The 26501-nt window shown below is 43.7% G+C and carries 30 protein-coding genes; 19 read left to right on the top strand and 11 right to left on the bottom strand.

Features of this window, described 5'->3' with window-relative positions:
• Positions 1–86 precede the first annotated feature (86 nt).
• From D2V05_RS10770 to D2V05_RS10730, 9 genes are all read left to right on the top strand, one after another.
• A complete protein-coding gene (locus tag D2V05_RS10770; RefSeq protein WP_119640559.1) occupies positions 87–566 on the top strand; it encodes a c-type cytochrome in 480 nt (159 codons plus the stop codon).
• An 85-nt stretch (positions 567–651) separates the two neighbouring features.
• A complete protein-coding gene (locus D2V05_RS10765; protein ID WP_119647591.1) occupies positions 652–1356 on the top strand; it encodes a membrane or secreted protein in 705 nt (234 codons plus the stop codon).
• Positions 1357–1451: 95 nt separating this feature from the next.
• Positions 1452–1871, top strand: coding sequence for an META domain-containing protein (locus D2V05_RS10760; RefSeq protein WP_119647588.1), 420 nt, complete (start codon positions 1452–1454; stop codon positions 1869–1871).
• Positions 1868–2677, top strand: a complete 810-nt coding sequence (locus D2V05_RS10755; RefSeq protein ID WP_119647586.1) for an META domain-containing protein — start codon at positions 1868–1870, stop codon at positions 2675–2677. Before D2V05_RS10760 ends, D2V05_RS10755 begins: the two co-directional genes overlap by 4 nt.
• 2 nt (positions 2678–2679) lie before the next feature.
• On the top strand, positions 2680–3150 hold the full coding sequence (locus D2V05_RS10750) for a hypothetical protein (RefSeq protein ID WP_119647584.1): 471 nt from the start codon (positions 2680–2682) through the stop codon (positions 3148–3150).
• 112 nt (positions 3151–3262) lie between these two features.
• Positions 3263–3862, top strand: coding sequence for a hypothetical protein (locus tag D2V05_RS10745; RefSeq protein WP_147378273.1), 600 nt, complete (start codon positions 3263–3265; stop codon positions 3860–3862).
• Between the two features lie 88 nt (positions 3863–3950).
• The gene (locus D2V05_RS10740) at positions 3951–4856 is read left to right on the top strand and encodes a hypothetical protein (RefSeq protein ID WP_119647579.1); all 906 of its coding nucleotides are present in this window, start codon (positions 3951–3953) and stop codon (positions 4854–4856) included.
• Positions 4857–4938: 82 nt separating this feature from the next.
• Positions 4939–5544, top strand: a complete 606-nt coding sequence (locus D2V05_RS10735) for a DinB family protein (RefSeq protein ID WP_119647577.1) — start codon at positions 4939–4941, stop codon at positions 5542–5544.
• 59 nt (positions 5545–5603) lie between these two features.
• The gene (locus D2V05_RS10730) at positions 5604–5882 is read left to right on the top strand and encodes a hypothetical protein (RefSeq protein ID WP_147378272.1); all 279 of its coding nucleotides are present in this window, start codon (positions 5604–5606) and stop codon (positions 5880–5882) included.
• A gap of 13 nt (positions 5883–5895) precedes the next feature.
• On the opposite strand, the gene D2V05_RS10725 is transcribed toward D2V05_RS10730, so the two are convergent.
• Both D2V05_RS10725 and D2V05_RS10720 read right to left on the bottom strand, forming a co-directional pair.
• Positions 5896–7428 (bottom strand): SulP family inorganic anion transporter, encoded by a 1533-nt coding sequence (locus D2V05_RS10725; protein ID WP_119647574.1) that lies wholly within the window; start codon positions 7426–7428, stop codon positions 5896–5898.
• An 82-nt stretch (positions 7429–7510) separates the two neighbouring features.
• Positions 7511–8482: a phytanoyl-CoA dioxygenase family protein gene (locus D2V05_RS10720; protein WP_119647984.1), complete on the bottom strand. Its 972-nt coding sequence runs from the start codon at positions 8480–8482 to the stop codon at positions 7511–7513.
• A 141-nt stretch (positions 8483–8623) separates the two neighbouring features.
• Between D2V05_RS10720 and D2V05_RS10715 the strand changes: the two genes are divergently transcribed.
• Positions 8624–9466, top strand: coding sequence for a helix-turn-helix domain-containing protein (locus D2V05_RS10715; protein WP_119647983.1), 843 nt, complete (start codon positions 8624–8626; stop codon positions 9464–9466).
• 94 nt (positions 9467–9560) lie between these two features.
• On the opposite strand, the gene D2V05_RS10710 is transcribed toward D2V05_RS10715, so the two are convergent.
• The gene (locus D2V05_RS10710) at positions 9561–10478 is read right to left on the bottom strand and encodes a nicotinic acid mononucleotide adenyltransferase (protein WP_119647982.1); all 918 of its coding nucleotides are present in this window, start codon (positions 10476–10478) and stop codon (positions 9561–9563) included.
• A gap of 124 nt (positions 10479–10602) precedes the next feature.
• On the opposite strand from D2V05_RS10710, the gene D2V05_RS10705 reads away from it, so the two are divergent.
• Positions 10603–11604 (top strand): NAD(P)H-dependent glycerol-3-phosphate dehydrogenase, encoded by a 1002-nt coding sequence (locus D2V05_RS10705; RefSeq protein WP_119647572.1) that lies wholly within the window; start codon positions 10603–10605, stop codon positions 11602–11604.
• Here the strand turns inward: D2V05_RS10705 and D2V05_RS10700 are convergent.
• From D2V05_RS10700 to D2V05_RS10690, 3 genes are read right to left on the bottom strand one after another with little or no spacing between them, the layout of a single operon-like run.
• Positions 11601–13268 (bottom strand): glycerol-3-phosphate dehydrogenase/oxidase, encoded by a 1668-nt coding sequence (locus tag D2V05_RS10700; RefSeq protein ID WP_119647571.1) that lies wholly within the window; start codon positions 13266–13268, stop codon positions 11601–11603. The genes D2V05_RS10705 and D2V05_RS10700 overlap by 4 nt on opposite strands.
• A 3-nt stretch (positions 13269–13271) precedes the next feature.
• A complete protein-coding gene (locus D2V05_RS10695; RefSeq protein ID WP_119647570.1) occupies positions 13272–13580 on the bottom strand; it encodes an antibiotic biosynthesis monooxygenase family protein in 309 nt (102 codons plus the stop codon).
• A complete protein-coding gene (locus tag D2V05_RS10690; protein ID WP_119647569.1) occupies positions 13580–13936 on the bottom strand; it encodes a hypothetical protein in 357 nt (118 codons plus the stop codon). The genes D2V05_RS10695 and D2V05_RS10690 overlap by 1 nt, the downstream gene beginning before the upstream one ends.
• A gap of 60 nt (positions 13937–13996) precedes the next feature.
• On the opposite strand from D2V05_RS10690, the gene D2V05_RS10685 reads away from it, so the two are divergent.
• The 6 genes from D2V05_RS10685 (at position 13997) to D2V05_RS10660 (ending at position 18782) form a co-directional block, all read left to right on the top strand.
• The gene (locus D2V05_RS10685; protein ID WP_119647568.1) at positions 13997–14530 is read left to right on the top strand and encodes a CvpA family protein; all 534 of its coding nucleotides are present in this window, start codon (positions 13997–13999) and stop codon (positions 14528–14530) included.
• 183 nt (positions 14531–14713) lie between these two features.
• On the top strand, positions 14714–15223 hold the full coding sequence (locus D2V05_RS10680; RefSeq protein ID WP_119647567.1) for a CAP domain-containing protein: 510 nt from the start codon (positions 14714–14716) through the stop codon (positions 15221–15223).
• A gap of 106 nt (positions 15224–15329) precedes the next feature.
• Complete coding sequence (locus tag D2V05_RS10675) at positions 15330–15869, top strand: 3-hydroxyanthranilate 3,4-dioxygenase (RefSeq protein ID WP_119647566.1); 540 nt, start codon at positions 15330–15332, stop codon at positions 15867–15869.
• On the top strand, positions 15866–16240 hold the full coding sequence (locus D2V05_RS10670) for a DUF1304 domain-containing protein (protein WP_119647565.1): 375 nt from the start codon (positions 15866–15868) through the stop codon (positions 16238–16240). The genes D2V05_RS10675 and D2V05_RS10670 overlap by 4 nt, the downstream gene beginning before the upstream one ends.
• A gap of 75 nt (positions 16241–16315) precedes the next feature.
• The gene (amaB, locus tag D2V05_RS10665; protein WP_119647564.1) at positions 16316–17869 is read left to right on the top strand and encodes an L-piperidine-6-carboxylate dehydrogenase; all 1554 of its coding nucleotides are present in this window, start codon (positions 16316–16318) and stop codon (positions 17867–17869) included.
• Between the two features lie 355 nt (positions 17870–18224).
• Complete coding sequence (locus D2V05_RS10660; RefSeq protein ID WP_183114823.1) at positions 18225–18782, top strand: hypothetical protein; 558 nt, start codon at positions 18225–18227, stop codon at positions 18780–18782.
• 7 nt (positions 18783–18789) lie between these two features.
• Here the strand turns inward: D2V05_RS10660 and D2V05_RS10655 are convergent, their stop codons facing one another.
• Together D2V05_RS10655 and D2V05_RS10650 are read right to left on the bottom strand one after the other, a co-directional pair.
• A complete protein-coding gene (locus tag D2V05_RS10655; protein ID WP_119647563.1) occupies positions 18790–19785 on the bottom strand; it encodes an acyl-ACP desaturase in 996 nt (331 codons plus the stop codon).
• A gap of 54 nt (positions 19786–19839) precedes the next feature.
• A complete protein-coding gene (locus D2V05_RS10650; RefSeq protein WP_119647562.1) occupies positions 19840–20565 on the bottom strand; it encodes a metallophosphoesterase family protein in 726 nt (241 codons plus the stop codon).
• A 154-nt stretch (positions 20566–20719) separates the two neighbouring features.
• Between D2V05_RS10650 and D2V05_RS10645 the strand changes: the two genes are divergently transcribed.
• Together D2V05_RS10645 and D2V05_RS10640 are read left to right on the top strand one after the other, a co-directional pair.
• A complete protein-coding gene (locus D2V05_RS10645) occupies positions 20720–21664 on the top strand; it encodes a carbohydrate kinase family protein (protein ID WP_119647561.1) in 945 nt (314 codons plus the stop codon).
• A complete protein-coding gene (locus D2V05_RS10640; RefSeq protein ID WP_119647560.1) occupies positions 21665–23593 on the top strand; it encodes an amylosucrase in 1929 nt (642 codons plus the stop codon).
• Here D2V05_RS10640 and D2V05_RS10635 read toward each other — a convergent pair.
• The 3 genes from D2V05_RS10635 to D2V05_RS10625 are packed head-to-tail and all read right to left on the bottom strand — an operon-like array spanning position 23590 to position 26362.
• The gene (locus D2V05_RS10635; protein WP_119640593.1) at positions 23590–24726 is read right to left on the bottom strand and encodes an ATP-binding protein; all 1137 of its coding nucleotides are present in this window, start codon (positions 24724–24726) and stop codon (positions 23590–23592) included. The two genes, D2V05_RS10640 and D2V05_RS10635, sit on opposite strands and share 4 nt — an antisense overlap.
• A complete protein-coding gene (locus D2V05_RS10630; protein ID WP_119647559.1) occupies positions 24723–25478 on the bottom strand; it encodes an SDR family oxidoreductase in 756 nt (251 codons plus the stop codon). The genes D2V05_RS10635 and D2V05_RS10630 overlap by 4 nt, the downstream gene beginning before the upstream one ends.
• Before the next feature lie 11 nt (positions 25479–25489).
• Positions 25490–26362, bottom strand: a complete 873-nt coding sequence (locus tag D2V05_RS10625) for an aldo/keto reductase (protein WP_119647558.1) — start codon at positions 26360–26362, stop codon at positions 25490–25492.
• Between the last annotated feature and the right edge of the window lie 139 nt (positions 26363–26501).

Below are 26501 nucleotides of genomic sequence, written 5' to 3'. Positions count from 1 at the left end.
AAACAAAAAACTGCCCGATTATTAGTGTCTAATCCCTATCTTAGTAGCTGCATTTTTTACACAAACAAACATCAATTGAGCAAATAATGAAAAAAGTAGTTCTATTCTTGGCCTTGGGCGCCATGATTGCAAGTTGCGGAGGAAAAAAGGAAGAAAAGAAAGATGGTTTTGAGGTAAGTAGAACCAAAACCGAGGATGCCAAAGCTCCAACCAGTCAAGAAATCCCTGTGGATTTGAGCAATAAGGGAGTTGGTCCCATCAAGAGCGTGGAATTTGGTGCTGAAATTGACCAAGCCATGGCCGACAGGGGTAAAGGAAAATTCGAGTCCATCTGTGTGGCTTGCCATATGATCGATCAACGTATGATTGGTCCAGCACTTAAAGGTGTATATGACAGAAGAAGTCCTGAATGGGTCATGAACATGATCTTAAATCCTGATGGTATGTTGAAGGAAGATCCTATTGCCAAGGCTTTGCTGAAAGAATACAACAATGCGATCATGCTCAACCAAAACCTTACCGAGGATGAAGCAAGGGACGTTGCCGAATACTTGAGAACGTTCTAGTAACCGAACTTATATATTATTGAAATGCTGTTGTTTAATTGCTTAAGCGACAGCATTTTTTTATTTTAGGGTAAATACAAAAGCCATGAAAAAAATACTTTTTACCCTTTTGGGTTTGCTATGTTTACCCGCCATCCATGCCCAAAGCATACAGGGAGCATGGACCACCACTCAGTCAAGCAATGGAATTGAAATAGAACACGTTCTCATTTTTGCAGGAGATTACTTTTCCAAAGGCATCTTTGAGAAATCCACAGGAAAATTTTTGGGCACCAAAGGAGGAAGCTTCAAATCCAACGGCGATGCACTGGACCTCCATTACGAATACTCCACGACTGATCCAGAATCCGTCGGAACGACCGATGCCGTTGCCTTCAAAATAAACGGTGAAGCACTTGAACTGGGCGAATGGACTTGGAAACGATTGGACGATGGCACCCCAGGAGATTTACATGGCGCTTGGCTCATTTCCGGCAGAAAACGGGATGGTGAAATTGTAAAACGCGATACTTCCGGTCCGAGAAAAACCATGAAGATCCTATCCGGTACCCGCTTTCAATGGATCGCTTACAATACCGAGACCAAACAATTTATGGGCACTGGGGGCGGCACCTACACCACTGTTGATGGAAAGTATACCGAAAACATTGGTTTCTTTTCCAGGGACGATTCCAGGGTAGGGGCAAGTTTACAATTTGATTATGAGCTACAAGATGGGGATTGGCATCATTCCGGACTGAGCAGCAAAGGCGATCCCATTTATGAAGTGTGGAGCCTTAGAAATCCTTGATCACGAATCTTGTCCATTTATTAACAGAGGGATTTACGGGTTAAAAATCAATTTTTTAGTACTTTTCTGAAACATTAACCATTAATTTCCGTACAATGAAAACCTCAATTATCATTGCCATTTTGGCCATGGTACTGGCAGACTCCTGCAATAGGTCTGCATCCAGTGCCGATGAGCTTTATGGCACTACATGGGAACTGGAATACATTTCGGGGCCCCGCATTGCCTTTGAAGGCCTGTTCCCTGAAAAAAAACCTCAGATTACCTTTGATCAGGAAACCCAAAAAGTTTCCGGAACCGATAGCTGTAATGGCTATTCCGCTGATTATGTCATCGAAGAGAACGCTATTTCCTTTGGGGAACCCGGCCCTACCACCATGATGTTCTGTGGAGGCAGCGAGCGACAGTTCCTTCAAATGATGCAAAAAATAGATGGTTTTTCGTTTGAGGATGGCAAGCTAAATCTTTTATTGGGCAAAATTCCCATGATGCGATTCAAAAAAGTGCAGCCATGAAAAAGATCCTTTTTGTAATCGCAGCATTCGTTTGCTTTTCCAGTTGTGTGGAAAAGAAGAAAGAAAAACCAGAAATGGAACCCGCCACTGAAGAAAAAATGGATTCCACAACGGTGCGAAAAATGGAACCCATCGCCATGGACATCGATGGCAGTTATTTTAAGGCTACGGGCACCGAACCTTTTTGGGGCCTAAAGATCTATGACAACAAGGTGGAACTCAAAACCATGGAAGACACCATCGTTACACCGCCATCCCCCCCTATTTTGGCACAGGATGCCAACATTAAAATGTTCCGTATCCAGACCGAGGCCACTCATATGGACATCATCATAGCCCACAAGGAATGCACCAATGCTATGTCGGGCGAAGTTTCCCCTTACACGGTGACCATCTCCTATAAATCGACGGGATCGGATGAAAGTCAAGCGTTGGAAGGTTGCGGCACCTATGTTACCGATTATAGGCTGCACGATATTTGGGTATTGGAAGAAATGAAGGGGGCCAAGGTGTCCAAAGCCAATTTTAATGGACAGGAGGTACCCAATATGGAAATCAACATCAACAGCAACCGGTTCTCTGGATTTTCAGGGTGCAACCGCATGACCGGCAGCCTTTTTTATGAAAAGGACCTATTACGTTTTTCCCAAGTGGCCTCTACCCGAATGGCCTGCCCCAACATGGAAAAGGAATCTGAATTTTTGACCGCCCTGCAAGCCAGTACCCAATACAAGGTGGAGAACAATAGACTATATCTTTCCAATGGTTCCGAAACCAATTTGCTCACCTTCAAAAAAATAGACTGATCATGAAAAAAATAGTTGTTACATCCCTAGTCCTGCTTTTGGTATTCGCCTGTAAGACCAAGGAGACTAAAAAAGTGGACAGCGAAGAACCGGAAACTGTGGCCCCTCCCCAACCGGTTCCTACATTGGAAGTAGGTTGCTATACCTATGAAGCGAACGGCAACAAAGTGGTTTTGGAAATTACAGAGATCAACAATGCCGTACTGGGCAACCTGAGTTATGCTCTTTCTGAAAAAGATGCCAATGCCGGGACCTTTGCCGGTGAGCTGCTGGACAGCGTGCTGATTGGCAAATACACCTTTATGTCCGAAGGGACCCAAGGCAATACCCGCGAGGTGGCCTTTTTGTTTAAGGATGGGCAATTGATCGAGGGATATGGCGAACTGGACGAGATCGGTACGGCCTTTAAGGACAAAAACGCGCTAAGTTTTAGTTCTTCCATGCCGTTGTCCAAAACGGATTGTGAACCTTGATCGAATTGTATTATCAGGTTAGAATAAAATCAAATACATTGATTGTATACCATATTGGGTGTATAGAGATGTATTTTACGTTTCTATAAACAAGTTGGCAATAATTTTAAAAATGAGAGGTTTACTCCCAATTTTAATGGTTCTTCTTATTTCAAATAACTGTAAAAAACGGTTGATTAGAAATGAGCCCATTTTTAACGACTTGATTTCGGAAATCGTTGACACAGCAGATTTAAATATCAATGATTCCTTATCAAGGAAAACGTTAATTGGATATAGAAAAAATCTAGCCTACCCATTGCCTACAGATTTAGAAACAATCAAAAGTATTAGGAACTATCTAGGACATAATTTAAAAAGTGAACAAGATTCAATCGATTTCCTAGAGCCTTTGGACAACTTAATAAAAAGAGAGAAATCTGACTCCTATACTATTGAAACGGATTCATTAAATTCCCTTGGTAATATTGAAGTTTTGTCATTTGAAAAAATAAAGAGAAAATATCCAAAGAAAAAAAGTGGAAGCTTATCGGTTGAAATTGCCAGAAGTTACTTTTTTTCAAATGTTTATTTCAATTCAAATTCTACAAAAGGGGTTTTTTACAGTTCTTACTTATGCGAGGGGGACTGCGGTTATGGGGAACTTATTTTTATTGAAATAAGAAATGGAAAATGGAGAATCGTGAATAGACTTTTCCTTTGGGTTGCATAAAAACTATTGCCAACACTGGCTATAATTTATTGTTCCCTACTGCCTTGAACTAAATTCCCTAATTTTAAGAAAACTATTAACCAAAGGAATGATTTTGTACCGCGGCTATGGTTCGCTGGAAAATCGCACCGGCCCGCGCCGTCGCTCACCAGCCGCCAGCCACAACGAAATCATAGCCGAGACCGTTGGCACTAATATGAAAAAAGTAAGTATATATAGATATTATCAATTTGGTTACAACTATCGTGGACTTCGTTTTCAGACTCCTGATATAACTAATGAGAAATACTTTGAGAGTATTTTAGAATATGTTGAATTCATCAATGAATTAGATTTAAGAGTGACTAAAGAAACTCTCAAAATGAAAGGAATCATTGACGACCTTCATAAACTAGAAAAGTTATCTAAAGGATATAAGAAGAAAAAAGAAACGGTAGATGAAGACTTACTTGATAAAATATCTGAAAAAATAAATAATGCTGACATCACTCTTGATGCGGAACTGAATATTCGCCAAGCCTTTATTTTAGAAGAAAAAAGATTTTCTAACGAAACGTTGACAGATACAGTAGAAAAGATTTTTTCAAAAAATTGCTTTAATAAACTGCCCGATGTAGCCAGATATGATTTTGAAGAAGGCTGTAAATGTTTGGCATTTGACAGGTATACTGCAGCTGCATTTCATTATTTAAGAGGTACTGAAGATGTAATTAAGCTGTTCTATGAGAAATTGACGAAAAACATTGCTAACGACAAACAAACTTGGTACAACTTTATAGATGAGATTAATAAAGAATCAAAAGCCAATAAGATAAAACCTAAACCAAGTGAAGAATTAATGACTAACCTAGACTTATTGAGAAAATTCTACAGAAACAAAACACAGCACCCACATTTGATATATAGCTCTGATGATTCACAAGACTTATTGACTCATTGTGTTAGATGTATTAATCAAATAATTGCGGATTTAACTAAAAGAAAATTAATATAAAATACTAGTGCCAACAATAGCTATAAGTAATTGCTTGTACTCGCTACTTCTGAAAATCCTTTATATAATACCTTTGCACCCAATGAAAAAATCCTACTTCAATACCATTGCCTTAATTTGCTTATTGCTAACCATCACATCCATCAAAGCACAAACCATGGAACTTCCCTATAAAGAAATCCCTGCCCACCCCCAAGCATATGAACCCGGTAATTTGGTTGCCAGAATGATAGACGGTCTGGGCTATCGGTTTTATTGGGCCACGGAAGGATTAACGGAACAAAATTTGGCCTACAAACCCTCTCCGGACGGCAGGACTGTGTTGGAAACCATGGAGCATATCTATACCATGTCCAACAACATTTTGCTGGCTCCGGATGCCCAACCTTTTGAAAAAGCGTTGTTCCCCACCAACCTTCCGTATGAGGAACTCCGGGCCAAAACCTTGCAAAACCTGCAGGCTGCAAGTGGTAAAGTATCGGGTAAAAGTGCCGAGGACCTGGAAAAATTCAAGGTGATTTTTAAAAGAGGGGAGCAAGAATCGGAGTTTGCCTTTTGGAACCTCATCAACGGCATGATCTCGGATTGCATCTACCACACCGGACAGATCACATTAATGAGAAGGGCCAGCGGCAACCCACAAAACCCCAACGTAAACCCGTTTTTGGGACAGACCAAAGGCGATTAAGCCCTCTTCTTTGTAACATTTCTTGAAAATCCATTACCAATAATTAAACGTTTTGGTCTATGGGTTCTGCAAGTCAACCAATGTTAGTGGTCAAGGCCAACCGCGCTTTATTGCGTAAACGGCGTAGTTTCAAAGAAATTCGAGAAGCTTACGAAGGCTATGTGAACGATACAGAACTAAAGTTCAAGGAGCTAACCCCTTTTGAGCAAAAGAAAATCCGTGACAAGATCATTCAACAGGCCAAAAGGGATCGATGGCTTGAAATTCAAAACTACTTTATTGCCCTTCTGATTTTGGTTTTTCTGGGTTTCCTTTTTTATGCGCTTTTCCTTGATTAAGAGGTAATGATAATCAGTCAATTTTATCGACCACAACCTTATAGGTGGGGTCTTCCAAAACGTTTACTTCGATAATATCATCGGCATTGGCCAAAAGGCGTTGACAGTCCTTGCTTAAATGTTTCAGGTGGAGTTTTTTACCCACTTTGCGGTAGCGTTCCGTAATCTTGTTCACGGCTTCAATGGCGGACATGTCCACCAAACGGCTTTCCGCAAAATCGATGATGACCTCTTCGGGGTCGTTCAACACATCAAACTTTTCCGCAAAAAGGGTGGTGCTACCAAAGAAGAGCGGCCCATAGATCTCGTAATGTTTAATGCCTTTTTCATCCACATACTTTCTCGCCCTGATCCGTTTTGCATTGTCCCAAGCGAACACTAAAGCGGAAATGATCACTCCTACCAACACGGCCAAGGCCAAATTGTGGAGGAACACGGTCACCAAGGTAACCAGTACCATCACCAACACATCCGATTTGGGCATACGGCGGAAGGTTTTTAAGCTGGCCCATTCAAAGGTGCCCAATGCCACCATGATCATCAACCCGGTGAGGGCCGCCATGGGTACTTTTTCAATCAAGCTGGAACCAAACATGATGAATACCAAGAGCATCAAGGCTGCAAAAATCCCTGAAAGTCTGGCCCTTGCCCCATTGGAAGTGTTGATTAAACTTTGCCCGATCATGGCACAACCGCCCATCCCGGAGAAAAATCCGGATAAGATATTGGCCGTACCCTGGGCCACAGCTTCCTTGTTGCCCCTGCCACGGGTTTCAGTGATTTCATCCACAATGTTAAGCGTCAACAAACTCTCGATCAAGCCAACCCCGGCCACAACCGCCGCAAAGGGAAAAATGATTTTCAAGGTCTCCCAAGTAAGAGGAAGATCGGGAATATGAAATGGAGGAAATGTCCCCTGAATGGAGGCGATATCGCCAATGGTACGGGTGTCCAATCCCAAGAAAAATACAATCCCGAACACTACCAAAATAGCGGCCAAGGATGCAGGAACCACTTTCGTTAATTTGGGCAATCCCCAAATAATCACCATCGTCAACAATACCAATCCCAAGAAAATGAACAGCGTGCTGCCTGTCAACCAATCCCCTTCTGGGGTTTTGAACTGAGCCAATTGCGACATAAAAATGATGATGGCAAGGCCGTTCACAAATCCGAAAATTACCGGATGGGGTACCAAGCGCATCAACTTCCCCAACCGAAGGAATCCGGCCAAAAGCTGCAAAATTCCCGCCAACACCACTGTGGCAAACACGTATTCCACCCCATATTGCTGGGCCAGACTCACAATAACCACCGCAACAGCCCCCGTAGCCCCGGAGATCATCCCTGGTCTACCTCCCAAAATAGAGGTGACCAATCCCATCACAAAGGCGGCGTACAATCCAGTCAATGGGGACAGACCTGCAATGAAGGCAAATGCAATGGCTTCCGGCACGAGTGCCAAGGCCACGGTAAGGCCCGATAAGATCTCTGTTCGGTAGTTTACCTTTTGGGAAAAATCAAAAAGGTTGAGGTACTTTTTCATGGCTTCGTTCTTGAAGCCGGCAAAAATAGGGTTATTAAAGGGAAGACCCTAATGGCCTCCCCATTTTTAAGGATTTGACAATCTACCAGTTAGTCAAACCCAATAACTTTTCGCCAAGCGCACTTAATTTTGCGGTTTCATACCTGGTTTGCTCCCATTTTCTGGGATCCCCTGGAAAGGCGTAGCCCTCTGGAGCAATTCGGTTCTTCCAAGAATTGATGCGCCATTGCCGCATTTCGTCGTTATTCTCCTCGGCAGGCATCATGGAAATGTATTGGGCAATGCGCACTTTGTCCCCTGATTTATTCGGACGGATGCCGTGGGGTTGGGTACTGTTGAAGATCATAAGGTCCCCTGCTTCCAATTTCACTTTTACGATTTTATCCTCCAATCCGGTAACGTCAGGTTGAAAGTGATCGCGGTCTTCGGGTTGGGTCAGTTTCCAGGTATCGTAATTTCGGTACAACCAAGGAATACATTGAAAGCCTCCCATGTTTTCATCCGTTTGGTCGGCCAAGGCCAAAACTCCCTGAACGTTTTGGGGCCGGGTCTCTGGATCGTAATCCCAATGGATGAACCCTTTTCTATTTTCTCCGGGTCGTTGGGGAATGTTCAAATTGGCCCGATCGATGGTCACCCATAATTTTTCGGTGCCCCAAATGTCCACAAAGGCATCGTACACCTTTTGGGTCTGTCGGTTGTTCCACAAATGTTGATGGTTATAGACTTCCACCATCCCGGTTCCCGTCAATTCCTTCATCTTCATTTCGGCACGGGCAGGGGCATACCAAGTTTCTGGGTCGTTGGGGTCTTTTTCATCGAACTCCCAAATAAAATCGGCCGTTGCCCGGGCTTGTTCTCTCGGCACTGCATTTTTGATCACGATGTATCCGTTCTCTATCCAAAAAGCCCAATCTTCTTCGGATAAAACCCTTAAGGGTTTTCCGTTGGATCGGTCGTTCAATCTGATCTTACTACTGGTAGCGGTAGAAGGGTTGCCCGGAATATTTTCGTGGGCCTTGTTCGCCATTTCCACCTTCATTTGTTGTTGCATCATATCGTTTCTGTTTTTTAGGTTCAACATTGAATTATTCAAAACTAGGGGGATGGTTTATGGGTTTCCACCGTGACATTGACCAATATTTGAACTTTATTGACTTTTATTTCTTATATTGAAAACATAAATGACAATAAATTGAAAATTCAACTCGAAAACATACAACCGAATGATAAGAGTTCCTTCCATTTGTTGCACAATCCCAAGTTGAACGATTTGTTCTTTTGGCACTTTCATCCTGAGTTTGAACTGGTCTATATTGAAGGAGCCAACGGGAAACGTCATGTGGGACATCATTTGTCCAACTTTACCGGAAGTGACCTCGTACTGATCGGTTCCAACATTCCCCATTTGAATTTTGATCATGGCATCCGGACGGAATACCACAAGGAGGTTTTGCACATCAGTGCATCTTTTAAGGAAAAAGTTTTCAGTGAGATCGAGGAATTGGAAGATGTTTATGAACTGTTGGAAAAATCACAACACGGTATTGCCTTTTATGGGGAGACGAAAAAATCCGTCGGGCAGATCATGAAACAATTACAGCCCATGAGCCGGTTCGGACAGTTTTTGGAAATCTTGAAATTGCTAAAAATTTTGGCGAAGAGCAAGGAGTTTGAATTGTTGCATGCCAACCCCATCATCAACAATAAGGCGAACAAACAGCAACAAAGGTTGCAGCAGGTGTATTCCTATATTGATGAACATTATTCCCAAAAAATTGAATTGGACGATATGGCCCAGCAGGTAAATTTGGGCAAGGAGGCTTTTTGTAGGTACTTTAAGCAGAACACGGGCAGTACGTTCACCCAATTTTTAAACCAATACCGTATTACGCAGGCCAAGCGCCTTTTGTTGGCCGGAAGAAACATCACCGAAACCTGTTACGAATGTGGTTTTGAGAGCCTTTCCTATTTTAATAGGACCTTTAAAAAGATCAGTGGGGAAAATCCATCGACCTATAAACAGAAACAGTCCTAAAAAGAACCGCCCCAAGTAGTAATACTTGGGGCGGCACTTAACTAAATAACCAACCAAAAAAACTATTAGTATAGTCGAACATTTCTGTTCTTCCTTACATATCTCGTTGTCGGGTTACGTTCATGGTCGGGTTAATGATCTTAGAACGTTTTTTGCCCGTATCTCCTGATTTCAAAAACTGCATGTATCCTCTACCTGTAAACTCATAGACCGTTCCGCTGGACACATGGTACAACTCTATTGTACTGTCATTAATAACGTACAACTCAAAATAATCATTGCCCAGGAAGTCATAATCCAGTGTTAAAGTTTTTAGGGCTGCATCGTTGGCCACATCGTACACTTCGTAATCCCCTTCATAGTCCCATTGAATGTTCGAAATCGGGATGCCCTGTCCATCAATGGAAGATCTAAAATATCCACCGCCATCTGAGAAGAACTGAAGGTAATTTTCCTCGTCAAACTCGTTGATTGCACCAACTTCACTGGTGTACGTTTTCTCCCAAACCTGGTATTCCTGTAGAAAATAGTGGATGTTATCATAGAACACTTGATCGTAATCGAAGGTGCTTCTCTGGAAGCCACGAAGAATATAGGAAGTTTTGCTCCTGGCATCGTATAATTCCAAGGTGTTGTTGTTCACGGCATATACATCAAGGAGCCATAGTCCGTCCACATCATGGTCCACCTCAACTTGTCCAACGAAGGTTCCGTAGGTTCCCACATCGATACCCAATCCATTTCCGGTTTTACCGATTCCCACCAAATTGTTGTTGGCATACACGATTCCCCTATCAAAGGAAATGGTAAAGGCCCGTTGCAGGAAAGGAACTTCCCCGTTTCCTTTGGTGGCATTGATATCGATATACCACAGATCATAGGATTCCAAAACCAAGGCGGTGTTGATGGGTGATTCTTCAATATATCCATCGTCCACGATGACCTCGGTGTAGCACGAACTGGCCAAAAGGCCTATCATTAAAATTCCAAAGAGTAGTTTTCCATTTTTCATAATCGAGGCTTTAAAGTTCACCTCATGTAAACCAAGCACCGTGCCAAAATTTTTAACTATTTGATAATCAATTGATAATGAAGCCATGATTTTATTTTTTAGCTTTACAGCCTAATTTGGTTGCATGCAAGACAAACTACGATTCGGTGTTTTTGGTGGAGGGAGCTGGGGAACGGCCATTGTAAAAATGTTGACGGAAAACGGGGACCGTGTTGGGTGGTATATGCGGAGTGATTCGGCCATCAGGCACATCATTAAAGAGGGGCATAACCCCAATTATTTGAGTTCGGTGGAATTTGAGGTGGAACAACTTCATTTGAGTCATGACATCAATGAAATTGTGGAAGCCAGTGATGTGTTGATCTTTGCCATCCCTTCCGCTTTTTTGGAGGGCGAACTTCAAAAATTGACGGCTTCTTTGAAGCATAAGGTCATATTTTCAGCCATCAAAGGGATTGTCCCCGAAAGTGGGTTGATCGTGGGGGAGCATTTTCATGAAAAGTACAACATCCCCTTTGAGAACATCGGGGTACTCACAGGACCCTGCCATGCTGAAGAGGTGGCCTTGGAGCGTTTATCCTATTTGACCATAGCCTGTGCCGATGCCGAAAAGGCCAAAATGGTTGCCCAACATTTAAAGAGCGAATACATCCGCACCAAAATTTCTGACGACATCATCGGAACCGAGTATGCCGCCATGCTGAAGAACATTTATGCCATTGCTGCAGGGATTGCCCACGGTTTAGGTTATGGCGACAATTTTCAAAGTGTGCTTATGAGCAATGCTATTCGGGAGATGAAACGTTTTATAGACAAAGTCTACAAAATGAAACGCAACATCAATGCCTCTGCCTATTTGGGAGACCTTTTGGTAACAGGCTATTCCGTTTTTAGTAGAAACCGCATGTTCGGCAATATGATCGGCAAGGGTTATACCGTAAAAAGCGCCATGATGGAGATGAACATGGTGGCCGAAGGATATTATGCCACCAAAAGCGCCCACTTATTGATGGAAAAATTGGAGAAGAAATCCAAGACACCCATCATCAATGCGGTGTACCAAATCCTATACAAAAACAAGGATCCCAAAAAGGTTTTTGAAAAGCTGACGGAGAAGTTGGATTAGGCTCTATCCAACGAAAAATTGGAATGATCTTCCAGTTCTTCTTCCAACTCTTTTTTGAACGCATCCATTTCCTCCAAAGTGTAACCAAACGCCTTTTGGAATTCATCAAAAATGGGTTCCATAAAGTTCCGGACACTATCAATATCAAAATAAAGTCTGCCTGTTCTTCTTATGAAAAAGTCCAGAGGGTTCAAGGCCATCTCATGGGCAATGGTAAACTGGGCTTCGGCACGGATCATTCTTTCCTGTAGATTTTCCGCCTTGATTTGGGCATACAGTTCCAAAATGGTCTCGGTCTGCTTGCCATACGTAGTCACCAAGTACCAAGCGTCGTATTCCGTAAAGCCATTGTCATGCAGCCTATCAAAAACCGTGGCAATGTATTTTTTTACGTGTTTGTACTTTTTAAAATCACTTCCACAAAGCGGAATTTTGTCCGTGGTGCAAGGTTCCAGTTTTCGGTCATGGTCCTCTTCCATATGTTTGGCGATGCGGTTAACCGTTCGTTCCGCCATTTTTCGGTAGCCTGTCAGTTTTCCTCCGGCAATACTGATCAATCCGGTATCCGAAGTGAAGATTTCATCCTTACGCGAAAGTTCCGAAGCGGATTTGCCCTCTTCGTGGATCAACGGACGTAATCCGGCCCAGGAGGAAACAATGTCGTCCAGCTCCAAATGGATATCTGGGAACATATGGTTTACCGCTGTAATCAAGTAAATGGCATCGGCAATATCGGTGGTTACATGGTCCTTATCAGCATTGTAATTGGTATCGGTTGTGCCAATGTAGGTGACCTTGCCACGGGGAATGGCGAACATCATCCGGCCATCAGGAATGTCAAAATAAACGGATTGTTGTACGGGCAGTTTTTCCTTTGGAAACACCAAATGCACCCCTTTGGTCAAATGCAAACGTTTTCCCTTTTTGGAATGGTTCACGCTTCGAAGTTCATCTACCCAAGGCCCAGCCGCATTGATCACATAGGTGGAAGAAACACTGTATTCCTCCCTAAAAACCTCATCCTTGAAAATAACGCCAGCCACTTGTTCGTTTTCATACACGAAATCGGTGACCTTTGCATAGTTAAGGGCTTGGGTGCCAAATTTTAGACTGGTCTTGACGTTCTCCAACGTTAGCCTGGCATCATCGGTTCGGTATTCGGCATAGTAGCCTGCACCGTTCAATATCTTTTTGGGCAAAAGAGGTTCCAATTTCATGGCCTCCTTTTTCTCCAACATTTGTCTTTTATCATCCCCGGTGACCTGGGCTAAAATATCGTACACCTTCAACCCGATGGAGGTAAGCCATTTGCCATAGGAACCCCCTTCGATCAAGGGGAGCAACATTTTTTCGGGAATGACCAAATGGGGAGCCAGTTTGTGCACAATGGCCCTTTCGGAACCTACTTCCTTCACCAACCAAAAGTCGAACTGCTTCAAATACCGCAAGCCACCGTGGATCAACTTAGTGGATTTGCTACTGGTCCCCGATGCAAAATCGTTCTTTTCCAACAAGAGGACTTTCAATCCTCGCGAAGAGGCGTCCAAAGCTATTCCCGCACCGGTTATTCCGCCTCCCACCACAATAAGATCATACGTGTCGGTGGCTATTTTTTGAAGTTTTTCTTTTCGGCCAATGTTGGAAAAAGCAATGTCCTGGCTCATAGATTATTTATTGAATTCGTATTCCCTTTCCACACGGCAAATCCTCACCTTGTACCAGGAATACCATTTTTTTATTCCATTTTTTTGGGCCTGCCTGTGGTCCATGTTCGCCTTCCAATTGGCAATGGCTTCCAAACTTTCCCAATAGCTCACGGTAATCCCAAGTCCGTCACGGGCACTTTCAACATCCAAAAAACCGGGTTGTTGCCGGGCCAGTTCTTCCATTTCGGCACCCATTTGGGCATAACCTTGGTCTCCCTCGGTACGTAAGCTAGTAAAAATAATGGCGTAATAGGGTTTTTGCAGTTCCATTATATGATGTATTCTTTTTCAAGGAAATAGTTGACAAGCGCCTCTTTCATTAGTACAGTCTGTTCCCCGGCCTTTAAAGGTGGCAATTGCTCCTTTACTTTGTAATGGGGCCAACCTTCGTCATCAAAAAATTCGAAATCATAGTACCCATAAGGTTCCAACAACCTACAAATGGCAATGTGCATCAAGTTCACCTTTTCATCTTTTTTGAAACTGCGATGGTAATTTCCCAGTTCCTGCACACCTACTAGATAGATGATGCCGTCCAACTCCAAGGGATCCCCATCGGAAAACTGAGCGGACAGTTTTACCACCAAATCATCCCAGCGTTCCCTTAATTTTTCGTCTCTGGACATAAGTTTTTGTAAGAAATCCAAAGGTACAAATCAATATTCTATATTTGTTAAAACCTGCCTATGAGCTTTTTTGATATCGTCATCGGAATATTGTTGGTCTGGGGCCTGTACAAGGGCCTTAAGAACGGACTTTTTGTGGAAGTGGCTTCCTTGGTGGCCCTTATTGCAGGAATTTACGGGGCCATCCACTTTTCGCACATTACCGGTGCATATTTGGCCGAACGGTTCGATTGGAGTGAGCAGTACCTGAAACTGGCCGCTTTTCTCATCACTTTTTTTGCCATCATCATTGTGGTGAACCTCGCAGGAAAGTTCTTGACCAAAATTGCCGATTTTGCCATGTTGGGGCTATTGAACAAGATTGCCGGTGGACTTTTCGGTATGTTGAAAGTGGCCGTCATCTTGGGCGCGCTGCTCATTTTCTTGGAGAAACTTGCGGGTCCCATGAACATGATCAAGGAAGAGACCAGAGAGAACTCCGTGTTTTACCAACCTGTAAGGGATATAGGTGCCTTTGTTTTCTCATTGGTTTTGGATGACGATGATGAAGCCGAACCAGAGGAGAAAGTTGAGGTGAACCAAGAAGTCATCTAGCAAGCAATACCAAAAGACAAAAAGCAAGATTTTTCGACAACTTGCAAGGGTAGAATTCAGTTAGTGCAATTCAACGTAAGAAATTGCCTTTATGCGGATATTTTATGGTAATGCCCGCACAGTCCATTAGATTAGCAACCAGAACACTAGGGAGTTCAGAACACCCCCGAAAACACCCCGAAAATGAAAAAAGTATATGGCATAGTATTGGTCATAGTGCTCTTGTTTACTTTAAGCGAATGCAGCACAACATCCACCCAAGAAGAAGAACAGTATACCGAGGCTACCTTGGGCAACGATAAAGTAACCATTGATCCTGTGGCCATGGAAACAGATTTGTTGGCTTTGGTGAACCAGCATCGCTCAGATATCGGATTGAATGCATTGGAGAACAGCACCGTTTCCTATAAATATGCTGAAGAGCACAACGATTATATGATTTCCAAAAACTCTTTGAGCCACGATAACTTTGAAAATAGGGCAACCAAAATTGCAGAGGTGACTAATGCAGTGAGCATTTCAGAAAATGTGGCACGCTATTACACCACTGCCGAAAAAACCTTGGAGGGTTGGCTCAATAGTTCATCACACAAAGCAGCCATGGAAGGGGATTATACCCATACTACCCTCAGCGTTGAGTTGGACAAGGAAGGTAGGCCCTACTTTACCCAGATTTTCATAAAAGTGGAATAATCAAACCAAAATATTTATGAAAAGAGGCCTGCAAAATTGCAGGCTTTTTTTGTTGTATGCTATGCTGCCACCTAGGTTTTTTTTACCTTTCGTAAAATCTTAGACTATGATACAGGCCCCATTCAACTTGAATAAATGGATAGAGGAAAACCGGGACACCCTTAAACCTCCCGTGGGCAACAGAAATCTTTATAAAGAATCGGATGACTATATCGTAATGATCGTTGCCGGCCCCAATGCCCGAAAGGATTATCACTATAACGAAACGGAGGAACTCTTTTATCAACTGGAAGGCCATATTGAAGTGCATATCCAAGAAGACGGGCAGAAGAAAACCATGAAACTGGGGCCCGGGGATATGTACCTACATCCCGCCAAAGTACCCCATTCCCCAGCACGCCAGGAAGGTTCCATCGGACTGGTTGTGGAACGGAAAAGGGTAGAACTTGATGCCAAAGATGGCTTGCTCTGGTTCTGCGATAACTGTAATCATAAACTTTACGAGGTCTATTTTCCCCTGAACGATATCGAAAAGGACTTTTTGGGCCATTTTAAACATTTTTATGGGTCGGAAGAACTCCGCACCTGCGACAAGTGCGGCACTGTGATGCCTGTGGATGAACGTTTTGTAGCCAAAGAAGAATGATACTGTTGCTAGCCAAGATCATTGTGGCCATTATGGCACTGCTCCATCTCTATTTTTTATGGCTGGAGATGTTCGCATGGACCACAAAGGCAAAAAAAGTGTTCCGCCAGTTTCCTGAAGACTTGTTTGAACCTACCAAGACCTTGGCCGCCAATCAAGGGCTGTACAATGGGTTTCTTTCTGCTGGATTGATTTGGTCTTTGTTAATCGAAGACCCCACGTGGCAGGTGTATGTGGCCCTTTTCTTTTTGGGCTGTGTGGCCGTTGCAGGAATTTATGGGGCACTGACCGCGTCAAAGAAAATTTTTACCGTTCAGGCATTGCCAGCCCTCTTGGGAATAGCCTTGTTACTAGCGTATCAAATGCTTTAGAAAATCTTCATTTTCCTGTGAAGTATTATTTGTATTTTTGTGAAAATATAACAATTCACCTTTAAAAAGTTATAAATGTCGATAGTTGCCACAGATTTTGGAATGGATAAAGCCCTAAAACAACTTGGGCTTCAAGAGATAAGCAATGGAACATCCACCGGTTCGGAAAACTTCGGGTCGGGTGAGATCATTTCATCCATCTCACCTGTTGATGGTACCCTTATCGGCAAGGTGAAGGCCACCTCGCCCGAGGACTATGAAAAAGTGATGCAAACGGCAACAACTGCCTTCAAGCAATGGCGATTGGTTCCTGCTCCGCAAAGAGGGGAGATTGTTAGGCAGTTCGGCGAAAGGTTGCGTGAGCTTAAAGAACCCCTAGGAAAGCTGGTGTCCTATGAAATGGGCAAATCGTACCAAGAAGGGTTGGGCGAGGTCCAGGAAATGATCGACATCTGCGATTTTGCCGTTGGCCTTTCCCGACAATTGCACGGATTGACCATGCACTCCGAAAGACCGGGGCACCGCATGTACGAACAATACCATCCGCTGGGAGTGGTCGGCATCATATCGGCCTTTAACTTCCCTGTGGCGGTTTGGGCTTGGAACACGGCTTTGGCCTGGGTATGTGGTGATGTCTGTATCTGGAAACCTTCCGAAAAAGTTCCGCTTTGTGGGGTTGCCTGTCAAAACATCATTGCCGAAGTGTTGAAAAAAAATAACCTTCCCGAAGGAATTTCGTGCCTTATCAACGGTGATTATAAGGTCGGTGAATTGATGACCAACGACAAAAGAGTCCCTTTGATTTCTGCAACAGGGTCCATCCGAATGGGTAAGATTGTAGCACAGGCCGTAGCATCCCGATTGGGCAAATCCCTTTTGGAACTGGGTGGCAACAATGCCATCATCGTAACTCCGGATGCGGATATTAAAATGACGGTAATCGGTGCTGTATTCGGTGCCGTGGGTACCGCAGGCCAACGTTGTACCTCAACCCGAAGATTGATCATACACGAATCCATTTATGATCAAGTGAAAGATGCCTTGACCGCGGCCTATAAACAGATTAAAATCGGAAATCCTTTAGATCAATCCAACCACGTGGGGCCATTGATCGATACTGATGCCGTAAAGATGTATCTCAAAGCCTTGGAAGAGGCCAAAAAAGAAGGAGGAAATATTTTAGTTGAAGGTGGGGTACTCCAAGGTGAAGGCTACGAAACGGGTTGCTATGTAAAGCCAGCCATTGTGGAGGCTGATAATTCCTTCAGGATCGTACAGGAAGAAACCTTTGCCCCCATCCTATATCTTTTGAAATATTCCGGTGGGGTCGAGAATGCCATTGAACAACAAAATGGCGTGGTCCAAGGACTTTCTTCTGCCATCATGACGAACAACCTAAGGGAGGCGGAACGTTTCCTTTCGGCTGCGGGCAGTGATTGCGGTATTGCCAATGTGAACATCGGTACTTCGGGTGCAGAAATAGGCGGTGCTTTTGGTGGTGAAAAAGAAACTGGAGGTGGACGTGAAAGCGGTTCCGATGCTTGGAAAGTATACATGCGCCGACAGACCAACACCATAAACTACACCACGGAACTACCTTTGGCGCAAGGCATTAAGTTTGATCTATAAAAAAAGCCGCCCAACTAGGATGAACACTAGATGGGCAGTCTTTAAAACCAACTTAACTAACTCAAACTTAACTTAAACCCTACTCCAATGCCGATCTTTGTCGGGAGAAATAGGGTTGTTTGTCTTTTATTGCCTGCAATTTCTCAAATATTGTTCTAGAATTTAGGAAGTATCTTACAAGTGGTCACAAATAGTGTATGGTTGGTTCTTTTTGTTCCTTTTTCAGTTCGTGAATTGGTGCACATTGCTTAAAACTGATTCTAAATTGCTCAAATTCCAGTGTTTAAATTCAAAATTTTAAGATTTTTTTAATATTTTGGATGGGCTGTTGTGCGGCAAATTAACCTCATACAAAATGGATTTGGAAGGCGCTAACATTTGGTACTGGATCATACTCGCCCTAGTGGGTATCATAGCCGCCATTCTAGGCTACTTTTTTGGAAAATCAGATGCTCCATCTGCCCCTGACTTTTCGGAACAGTTCAACATGTTGGAAATTGAAAATGCCAAGCTAAAGGCCGATCTGGATACTTGTAAAAAAAGATTGTCCTCAACAAAACAACCCAAAATTTCCGAAGAGCTTTCTTCTTCTATAGCCGCAAATCATGTACCGGCATTTAATGCCGACGAAGCCAAACTTGCATTCGGCACCAAAGTCAAGGACAACGACCTTAAAATCGTGGAGGGCATTGGCCCAAAAATCGAGGGCCTATTCCACAATTTCAACATCAGAACATGGAAGCAACTATCAGAAACCTCTGCGGACAAATGTCAAGAAGTATTGGATTCCGGAGGCAAGAGATACCGTATCCACGACCCCGCCTCATGGCCCATGCAGGCAAAAATGGCCTATGAAGGCCACTGGAAGCAATTAGCGGAATGGCAAGAAAAACATCGCGCCGGAAAATTCTAATCTTATCTTAAAGCGACCCGTTGGCCTCCACCCATTTGAAGGTCTGTTGGGTCTGGGGAAATTTCATCCGCTCCGCGATACGCTCCAATCGTTCCGGAAGTTTCATCAAATAATCCCTTGCCTTTTCTCCCTGTTCGGTAAGGGAACGTAGATTGCCGATTTCCCAATAGCTGTTCAATTTCTTCAAGATGTCCACATAGTCTTGAGCGGTATACACACCCAACTTCTGCGCACAATTGGAAAAGTGTTCAAATGCGGCACCAATACTTCCACCTGATTCCCTTAAAAAATGGGCCGGCATCACGATTTTTCTTTTCATCATATCGGCAAAAGCCTGCACCATACCATCAGGATCCTGTCCCATAATGGTCTTCACAAATTCACGATAGGCCAAGTGGTGCCTCATTTCATCCCCAGCGATGATGGTACACATTTTCGCCAGCAGACCGTTGCTCTTTTGTCTGGCCATTTTACCTACCCTTTTGTGCGAGATGTTGGTGGCCAACTCTTGGAAGGAAGTATATACAAAATTCTTGTAGGGATCTCTATCCGTGCCAATATCAAATCCATCCGATATTAGGTGTTGGGTAGTGATTTCCACTTCACGCATGTTCACCCTTCCTGATAAGTAAAGGTACTTGTTCAAAACATCGCCATGGCGGTTCTCTTCGGCGGTCCAAGCCCTCACCCATTTGCTCCATCCGTTTTCCTTTCCGTTGTGCTGGTCGATTCCCTCCACATCCATTAACCAAGATTCATAGGTAGGTAACGCCTCTTCCGTAATGGTATCCGCCACAAGGGTCACCCAAAAATCGTAACCGAGTTCTTTGGCTTCTTCCCTTATCTGTTCCACTTCATCAAAAAAGTTATCGGATTGGGAATCGGGTAAAAAATCGGTGGGTTGCCAAATTTTCTCGGTTGGTATAAGAAACTCATCCATAAAACCCTTTACCTGGGGTTCAATGGCCTGCATCACCTCCAAACGCACATTTTTAATCGACATAAACTTGTTTTTTACAAAGGTCTCGATTAAAATTTATTTTGGGATGGATTTATCCTAATTTCTGCCCCGTTCGCCCGGATAAAAAGTATGCACGGGATCACTTTGCCAAAATTCCTTGGTCTCCACATCCAGAATAGTGAGCCCTCCCTTGAATGCCGCTCCGGTATCCACATTCCATACATTGGCCGCTTTTTGGGGTTTTACCACTTGGGTCTTGGACAAAGGCGTATGGCCAATAAAAACCTCTTTGTAATGAGTGAGTCTTTTTGGGAATTTGGGGTCGGTGGGTTCCAATTGAGGATTAAGCGCAGTGGCCAGTTCCCACAAGGTCCTATCCCAATAGTAGGATTGCACAAAATATTCAAAATCAATGCCTTTTAGGTTGGTGTAACCTGCATGCAGATAAAGTCTGTTGTCCTCCGCGAGGTGGTAGTTTTCCAAGTTTGCATAAAATTGAAGATGTGCTTCCCACTTGTCCCGATTGGCATCCAAATAGGATTGTCTGGTAGCAGTACCTCCGTGGGCCAACCATTGAGGGTTATCTTTTTGCGTCAAGAGCCAATCCCTGCAAAGTTCATCATGGTTGCCCCGAATAAAAGTACAGTTGAAAGCATCCTTCAACTGAATTAAAAAATCCACCGTTTCCACAGCAGTGCTCCAGGCATCCACATAATCCCCTAAAAAAATAATATGGTCTTTTGGTGTTACCTTGGCTTTGTCCATAACCTGCTCCAAAGCCCTTAGCCCTGAATGGATATCGCCCACAACCAGTGTTCGCATAGAGAAGTTTTTGGCAATATTACACACAAATGACCGGGATGCTAAACAAATACGGCAAAGTTTATCAACGGATTATTACAGGTCATTTAAAAAGCGATGCCTATTTTTGGCCGTGGTATAAAATTCTATGTACCTTAGGATAATTCCATAAAAAATGAAGAAGGTATTCTGTATTGGTGAAGCATTGATCGACTTTGTTGCCGAAAAACAGGGAAGTGATCTTTCCAAAGCTGTACAATTCACCAAAAAAGCAGGGGGTGCCCCTGCCAATGTGGCCTGTGCCATATCCAAACTTGGGGGAAAGGGAATATTTGTAGGATGCGTTGGGAACGATCCTTTTGGAAAATTCCTTCTTGATGTGCTCAAACATGAGGGGGTCGATATTTCCCTCGTCCAATTGTCCAGAACCTTTACCACCTTGGCATTTGTTTCGTTGGCAGAAGATGGAGAGCGGGATTTTGTCTTTAGTCGAGGAGCCGATAAAGAACTGGAATACGACCATGACCTTAGAAAAACTTTAAAAGGAAACATTCTACATTTGGGTGCCGCTACGGCCCTTTTGGGAGGTTCTTTGGAAAAGGCCTATGGCAAATATCTGTTCGATGGACTCACCAAGGAAATGTTCATCAGTTTTGATCCCAATTATCGGGAAGACCTTTGGAAGGATGAACAGGAAGTCTTCATCAAAAAATGCATGCCCTTCATAGAAAAATCCCATTTGTGCAAGTTCAGTAAGGAAGAGGCCCAACTGCTTTCCGGAAAATCGGATATCCACGAAGCCTGCAATGTCCTTCACGAAGTGGGGACACAGATCATAACGGTAACCTTGGGCGGCGAAGGAACCCTTTTGAGTGCCCAAGGAATGAAAAAAATCATCCCCAGTATCGAGGTAAGGCCTGTGGATACTACTGGGGCCGGTGATGCTTTCATCGGATGCCTATTGAACCAGATTTCGAATCTTGGGAACTTTGACCCCGTTTTTGAAGACTTTGCCCTTCTTGAAAAAATGGTCGCCAAGGCCAACAAAGCAGGTGCCATAACCACGACCAATTTTGGGGCCATTGTGGCTTTGCCCACAAAGGACCAGCTTGAAGCATAAATGAACCAGGCCAATATACATAGATTGGTTGCCACGCAGCTCAAACAAAAGGATGCCGATGCCCTTTTCGACCTTCGGTTGGCAGCAAATCTTCCCTTAATCCAAAAATTGTTTTCATCCCTTTATCCTGATGAACACCACATAAACCATTTTCAAAAGTTGATGGACCTACTCTCCAGATTGTATGCGTCGAGACCATCAGAATTAAAAAAACAGGATCTTGAAAGATTGGACTCGGGCAATTGGTACCAGTCCGAAAAAATAATGGGCATGCAGCTCTATGTGGAGCACTTCAACAAAGACCTCAACGGTCTAAAGGAAAAGTTGCCCTATTTTAAGGATTTGGGGGTGAACTTTTTGCATTTGATGCCCATCACCACTCGCCCCAAAGGTGAAAGTGATGGCGGATATGCCGTAAACAGTTACCTTCAGGTCGATAAAAAATACGGCACCAAAGAAGATTTATTGGCCCTTACTTCCGAGTTTCGGAAAGAAGGCATGTACCTAATGCTGGATTTTGTGGTGAACCATACTTCCAACGAATTTTCATGGGCCAAAAAAGCCATGAAAGGCGATAAAAAATACCAAGGGTACTATTACACTTTTGAGGATTACACCATTCCTTCGGAATTTGAAAAAACCCTTCCCGAAGTGTTTCCTGAAACCTCCCCAGGCAGTTTTACCTATGTCCCCGAAATGGATCGGTGGGTCATGACCGTTTTCAACAGTTACCAGTGGGACCTCAACTATACCAACCCCGAAGTGTTTTTGGAAATGCTGACCAATTTGGTGAAATTGACCGATCTTGGTGTCGATGTGGTCCGTTTTGATGCACTCGCTTTCCTTTGGAAAAAAATGGGAACCATCTCCCAAAACCTCCCCGAGGCCCATAATCTGGTTTCCTTGTTCCGAATGTGCCTGCAAGTGGTGGCTCCAGGGGTGATTCTTTTGGCTGAGGCCATAGTGGCACCAACCGATATCATCAAATATTTTGGCGAGGACCAAAAAATGGGCAACGAATGTGAGGTAGCTTATAACGCCTCCCTGATGGCTCTGCTCTGGAATTCCATTGCCACCAAAAGAACATCATTGCTTTACAAAAGTTTGGACCATGTGCCACCAAAACCAGTAGATTGTACATGGATCAACTATATCCGTTGTCATGATGATATTGGCCTTGGTTACGAAAACCAGTTGATCCAAGAATTAGGATGGAACCCTAATATGCACCGCAAGTTTCTGCTAGATTATTATTGCCAACATTTGGATTGGTCGCCATCCAAAGGGCTCATGTTCATGTATAACCCCAAAACAGGGGATGGGCGCATTACCGGTAGTGCGGCATCATTGTTAGGGCTGGAAAAAGCACTGGAACTGAAGGATGATGCATTGATTACGGAATCCATCAACAAGATTATTATGATGCATGGCATCATTTTGGCTTTTGGGGGTATTCCCTTGATCTATGCCGGGGACGAAATCGGAACACTCAACGATTATTCCTTTCGAAATGACAATTCCAAAAAAGATGATAGCCGATGGGTAAACCGACCCATGCAGGATTGGGAAATCATTTCAAAATTGGATAACGGGAACCTGCCCCAATCCAAGATCTATCATATGCTTCAAAAATTGATCAACATAAGAAAGACCAATCCCGTTTTTGCGGACAACAATAGCCTTTCGCTTTGCCACACGGGCAATGATCATATCCTGGTCTTTGAAAAAAGAGGCAACGGTCGTGAAGGTCTTTTGGTCGTTTGCAATTTTGACGAAAACGCACAGGTTATTGAAACGGGCTGGATCAAAAGACTTGGTTATTTTGCCAAAGGGGATCCCATTGATCTGGTATCGGGCAATAAATTGGTCATGAAAAGTGGCCTTCTGGAAATTGCCCCCTACCAACTCCTCTGGTTGAAAAGGGATTAACTGTACTTCACTTTTCTGAGAATACGTTGCGATTCCTTAAGGGATTGGTACACATTTCTGTCGTACTCTTTCAGGATATCCCGCGATCGGTCCATTTGCTCCTTGGCCTCCTCAAAACCGTTCAGATAACAGATAAGATAGGTCGCAGGAAGGTGGGTCACATCTACATGTTCCGATGCAGTGAGGGGAATATTGTTCTCCAATTTCTTCAATAGGGAATTGTTGGTATTATAGACATGGTACAGCGTTTTTTTATCAAACTGGGGCGGTTCAAATATCAGCTTGCTGTTAATGGTGTATTTCCCGTTCTCTGAAAAGGTAATCATCATTTCTTCCAACGGATAATACTTTTGTTGTGTCCCCAAACCTAGCTGCACATATTCCACCGTACTAAAGGAATCCTCATTGTATTCGATCGTAATCTCGTCCAATGCAGAATAAAACAATTTTACCTGTTCGTTGATGAGTTCAATATCCACACGGGAGTAATAGGTCTTGCTCTTTACCTTCTTCTTATTGCCCGCCCAGCAAACCACAAACTGCTCCTTGAATACCTTATAGTCACTGGTTAGATCGGGATGTCGCGTATTGATGAAATTGATCACCGCATCCAGGGTAAGTTCGATATTGTTTCGTGCGTGTTGTTCAATAGTGGCCACCTTTTCAGAATTGATGTCCTTCAACTCCACCCCATAGGCCTTGGGCAAACTAATGCTTCCTTCCCGAAAGAAAACAGACCCACCGTAATACTTCCAAATGTTCTTACGGAGGGCACAAACCTTTCCATTGGATCGGATGGTGACCAAACCCACTACCTTCCCTTCAGGTAACTGGGGAAATGGGATATTTTCATAGGAAATAATCGGTGGATTTTCCAAATAGGCATTCACAAGGTTTTGAATCTTGCTGTCGTCGAAGAAGTCCACACCTACAATTTCATTATCGGCATCTTCCACACCGATTACAATAAAGGAGTTGTTCTTGGGATTACTGTTGGCCAGGGCGCAGACGTGCTTCAAGAACTTGGCCTTGCCCTCTTTTTCCCCGATGGATATAAAACGCTTTTTATCGTAAAAACTGTTCTCGTCGTTGTGTGCCAATAAGTTTTTTACGAGTAGGCGTTTATTGATCATAGGTCCTTCTTGACGATTGTGCTACTGGCCTGGGCCGTGGGCATGACCACCAAGTCCGCAATGTTGACGTGATACGGTCTTGTGACCACAAAATGTATGATGTCTGCAATATCCTGCGGCTTTAAGGGCTGAAACCCTTTATAAACATTGGAGGCTCTTTCCTTGTCCCCTTTGAACCGAACATCACTAAACTCTGTTTCCACCAATCCTGGGTTCACGGCCCCAACGCGGATGCCATAGGCATTCAGGTCGATGCGCATCCCTTGGTTGATCGCATCCACGGCATGTTTACTGGCGCAGTACACATTTCCGTTGGGATAAACTTCCTTGCCTGCAGTGGATCCAATGTTGATGATATGCCCGGACTTGCGCTCTACCATTTGGGGCAGTACCGCTTTGGACATATACAACAATCCCTTCACGTTGATGTCCAACATGGCTTCCCAATCATCGGGGTTACCTTTGTCGATGGGGTCAAGACCGTGGGCATTACCGGCATTGTTGATCAAAATATCGATCCTTGAAAATTCATCCGGTAGCTTTTCAATGGCCGAAAAGACCGCCTCCCGATCCCGGACATCAAAGTTTAGCGTGAGGATTTCCGTTTCCTCCCCAAGTGCTTCTTTAAGTTCGTCCAATCGTTCCTGTCTTCGTCCACAAAGAATCAATTTGAATCCTTCTTTGGCAAAAAGTTCTGCCGTAGCTCTTCCTATGCCACTGGTGGCTCCTGTGATCAAAGCTGTTTTACTCATTCCCTTCTATCTTAAGGTACATCATGGCCTTGGCTTGCCACCAAAAGGGAAAACCAATCCTGAAGTTCCATGTCTATCTCCGCAGCTTTGGCGGATTGTTTTATTCTTTTCTTGTCAGTTGTGCCAATAACAGGATAAATTTTGGCAGGATGTTTCAATAGCCAGGCCAACAGCAACTGGCTTTCATTGGCGGAATACTTTTCCTCCAAAGGTTCCATTGCCTTTTTGATCCTTTTGGTTTGCTTGTCACTGTCCCTAAAATAGCTCCCCAACGGACTCCATGCCATGGCCAATCGGTTGTTGGCGATGCAATCATCAAAAGTTCCATCGTACATAGGCTCGTCATGGGTCAGGGAAAATTCCACCTGATTGCCCGAAACGGGAATCGCCTTTTCCAGCATGGCCACTTGGGTTGGGGTGAAATTAGAAACCCCGACCTGCATAACCTTTCCGCTATCGAGCAGCTGTTGAAGGGCCTCTGCCATTTCAAAAGGTTCCATCAAAGGACTTGGCCTGTGCATCAAGAGCAGATCCAAATACTCGGTATTCAGTTTTTTCAAACTTTGTTCCGCGGACCAGATGATGTATTCCTTGTCGTACTGATAGTGGTTGATCTTGTTGTCCCTTCCGCGGGTCAATTGGATCCCACATTTGGAAATCAACTGGATATCCTCCCTTTTTATCCCGCTTTCTGCATAGGCCTTTCCAAAATCAGCCTCGGTGGAATAACTGCCATAAATGTCGGCATGGTCAAAGGTGGTCAATCCATTTTCGATGCAATGGTGCATCAGTTCGATCATTTCTTTTTTGGAAAGTTTCTTTCCCCAACTTCCCCACGTCATGGTTCCAGAGATGATTCTGGAAAAATTCTTGTTCTTTTGCATATCGGATGAAAGTATAAAATTAAACCCTTAAATCCTTCATAAAACTAGGGGTTTAGCGTTTTTTTTAACCATTAATTAACAGGTAGGTTTTAAATAAATTTTCATTTTGCACACCCTAGCAAAATCACTGACAGTAATA

The organism is Flagellimonas pelagia (assembly GCF_003584135.1).
GTDB classification, from domain to species: Bacteria; Bacteroidota; Bacteroidia; order Flavobacteriales; family Flavobacteriaceae; genus Flagellimonas; species Flagellimonas pelagia.
This window is presented reverse-complemented; position numbering and strand designations above follow the sequence as displayed.

Excerpts from the sequence above, each read along its gene's own strand:
- D2V05_RS10670 (WP_119647565.1), top strand. The coding sequence starts at position 15,866 with ATGATACTGTTGCTAGCCAAGATCATTGTGGCCATTATGGCACTGCTC.
- D2V05_RS10720 (WP_119647984.1), bottom strand. The coding sequence starts at position 8,482 with ATGCAACAACAAATGAAGGTGGAAATGGCGAACAAGGCCCACGAAAAT.
- D2V05_RS10740 (WP_119647579.1), top strand. The coding sequence starts at position 3,951 with ATGATTTTGTACCGCGGCTATGGTTCGCTGGAAAATCGCACCGGCCCG.
- D2V05_RS10645 (WP_119647561.1), top strand. The coding sequence starts at position 20,720 with ATGAAGAAGGTATTCTGTATTGGTGAAGCATTGATCGACTTTGTTGCC.
- D2V05_RS10760 (WP_119647588.1), top strand. The coding sequence starts at position 1,452 with ATGAAAACCTCAATTATCATTGCCATTTTGGCCATGGTACTGGCAGAC.
- D2V05_RS10710 (WP_119647982.1), bottom strand. The coding sequence starts at position 10,478 with ATGAAAAATGGAAAACTACTCTTTGGAATTTTAATGATAGGCCTTTTG.
- D2V05_RS10630 (WP_119647559.1), bottom strand. The coding sequence starts at position 25,478 with ATGAGTAAAACAGCTTTGATCACAGGAGCCACCAGTGGCATAGGAAGA.
- amaB (WP_119647564.1), top strand. The coding sequence starts at position 16,316 with ATGTCGATAGTTGCCACAGATTTTGGAATGGATAAAGCCCTAAAACAA.
- D2V05_RS10705 (WP_119647572.1), top strand. The coding sequence starts at position 10,603 with ATGCAAGACAAACTACGATTCGGTGTTTTTGGTGGAGGGAGCTGGGGA.
- D2V05_RS10650 (WP_119647562.1), bottom strand. The coding sequence starts at position 20,565 with ATGCGAACACTGGTTGTGGGCGATATCCATTCAGGGCTAAGGGCTTTG.
- D2V05_RS10770 (WP_119640559.1), top strand. The coding sequence starts at position 87 with ATGAAAAAAGTAGTTCTATTCTTGGCCTTGGGCGCCATGATTGCAAGT.
- D2V05_RS10625 (WP_119647558.1), bottom strand. The coding sequence starts at position 26,362 with ATGCAAAAGAACAAGAATTTTTCCAGAATCATCTCTGGAACCATGACG.
- D2V05_RS10635 (WP_119640593.1), bottom strand. The coding sequence starts at position 24,726 with ATGATCAATAAACGCCTACTCGTAAAAAACTTATTGGCACACAACGAC.
- D2V05_RS10695 (WP_119647570.1), bottom strand. The coding sequence starts at position 13,580 with ATGGAACTGCAAAAACCCTATTACGCCATTATTTTTACTAGCTTACGT.
- D2V05_RS10680 (WP_119647567.1), top strand. The coding sequence starts at position 14,714 with ATGAAAAAAGTATATGGCATAGTATTGGTCATAGTGCTCTTGTTTACT.
- D2V05_RS10745 (WP_147378273.1), top strand. The coding sequence starts at position 3,263 with ATGAGAGGTTTACTCCCAATTTTAATGGTTCTTCTTATTTCAAATAAC.
- D2V05_RS10730 (WP_147378272.1), top strand. The coding sequence starts at position 5,604 with ATGGGTTCTGCAAGTCAACCAATGTTAGTGGTCAAGGCCAACCGCGCT.
- D2V05_RS10735 (WP_119647577.1), top strand. The coding sequence starts at position 4,939 with ATGAAAAAATCCTACTTCAATACCATTGCCTTAATTTGCTTATTGCTA.
- D2V05_RS10660 (WP_183114823.1), top strand. The coding sequence starts at position 18,225 with ATGGATTTGGAAGGCGCTAACATTTGGTACTGGATCATACTCGCCCTA.
- D2V05_RS10655 (WP_119647563.1), bottom strand. The coding sequence starts at position 19,785 with ATGTCGATTAAAAATGTGCGTTTGGAGGTGATGCAGGCCATTGAACCC.
- D2V05_RS10755 (WP_119647586.1), top strand. The coding sequence starts at position 1,868 with ATGAAAAAGATCCTTTTTGTAATCGCAGCATTCGTTTGCTTTTCCAGT.
- D2V05_RS10675 (WP_119647566.1), top strand. The coding sequence starts at position 15,330 with ATGATACAGGCCCCATTCAACTTGAATAAATGGATAGAGGAAAACCGG.
- D2V05_RS10640 (WP_119647560.1), top strand. The coding sequence starts at position 21,665 with ATGAACCAGGCCAATATACATAGATTGGTTGCCACGCAGCTCAAACAA.
- D2V05_RS10690 (WP_119647569.1), bottom strand. The coding sequence starts at position 13,936 with ATGTCCAGAGACGAAAAATTAAGGGAACGCTGGGATGATTTGGTGGTA.
- D2V05_RS10685 (WP_119647568.1), top strand. The coding sequence starts at position 13,997 with ATGAGCTTTTTTGATATCGTCATCGGAATATTGTTGGTCTGGGGCCTG.
- D2V05_RS10700 (WP_119647571.1), bottom strand. The coding sequence starts at position 13,268 with ATGAGCCAGGACATTGCTTTTTCCAACATTGGCCGAAAAGAAAAACTT.
- D2V05_RS10725 (WP_119647574.1), bottom strand. The coding sequence starts at position 7,428 with ATGAAAAAGTACCTCAACCTTTTTGATTTTTCCCAAAAGGTAAACTAC.
- D2V05_RS10765 (WP_119647591.1), top strand. The coding sequence starts at position 652 with ATGAAAAAAATACTTTTTACCCTTTTGGGTTTGCTATGTTTACCCGCC.
- D2V05_RS10750 (WP_119647584.1), top strand. The coding sequence starts at position 2,680 with ATGAAAAAAATAGTTGTTACATCCCTAGTCCTGCTTTTGGTATTCGCC.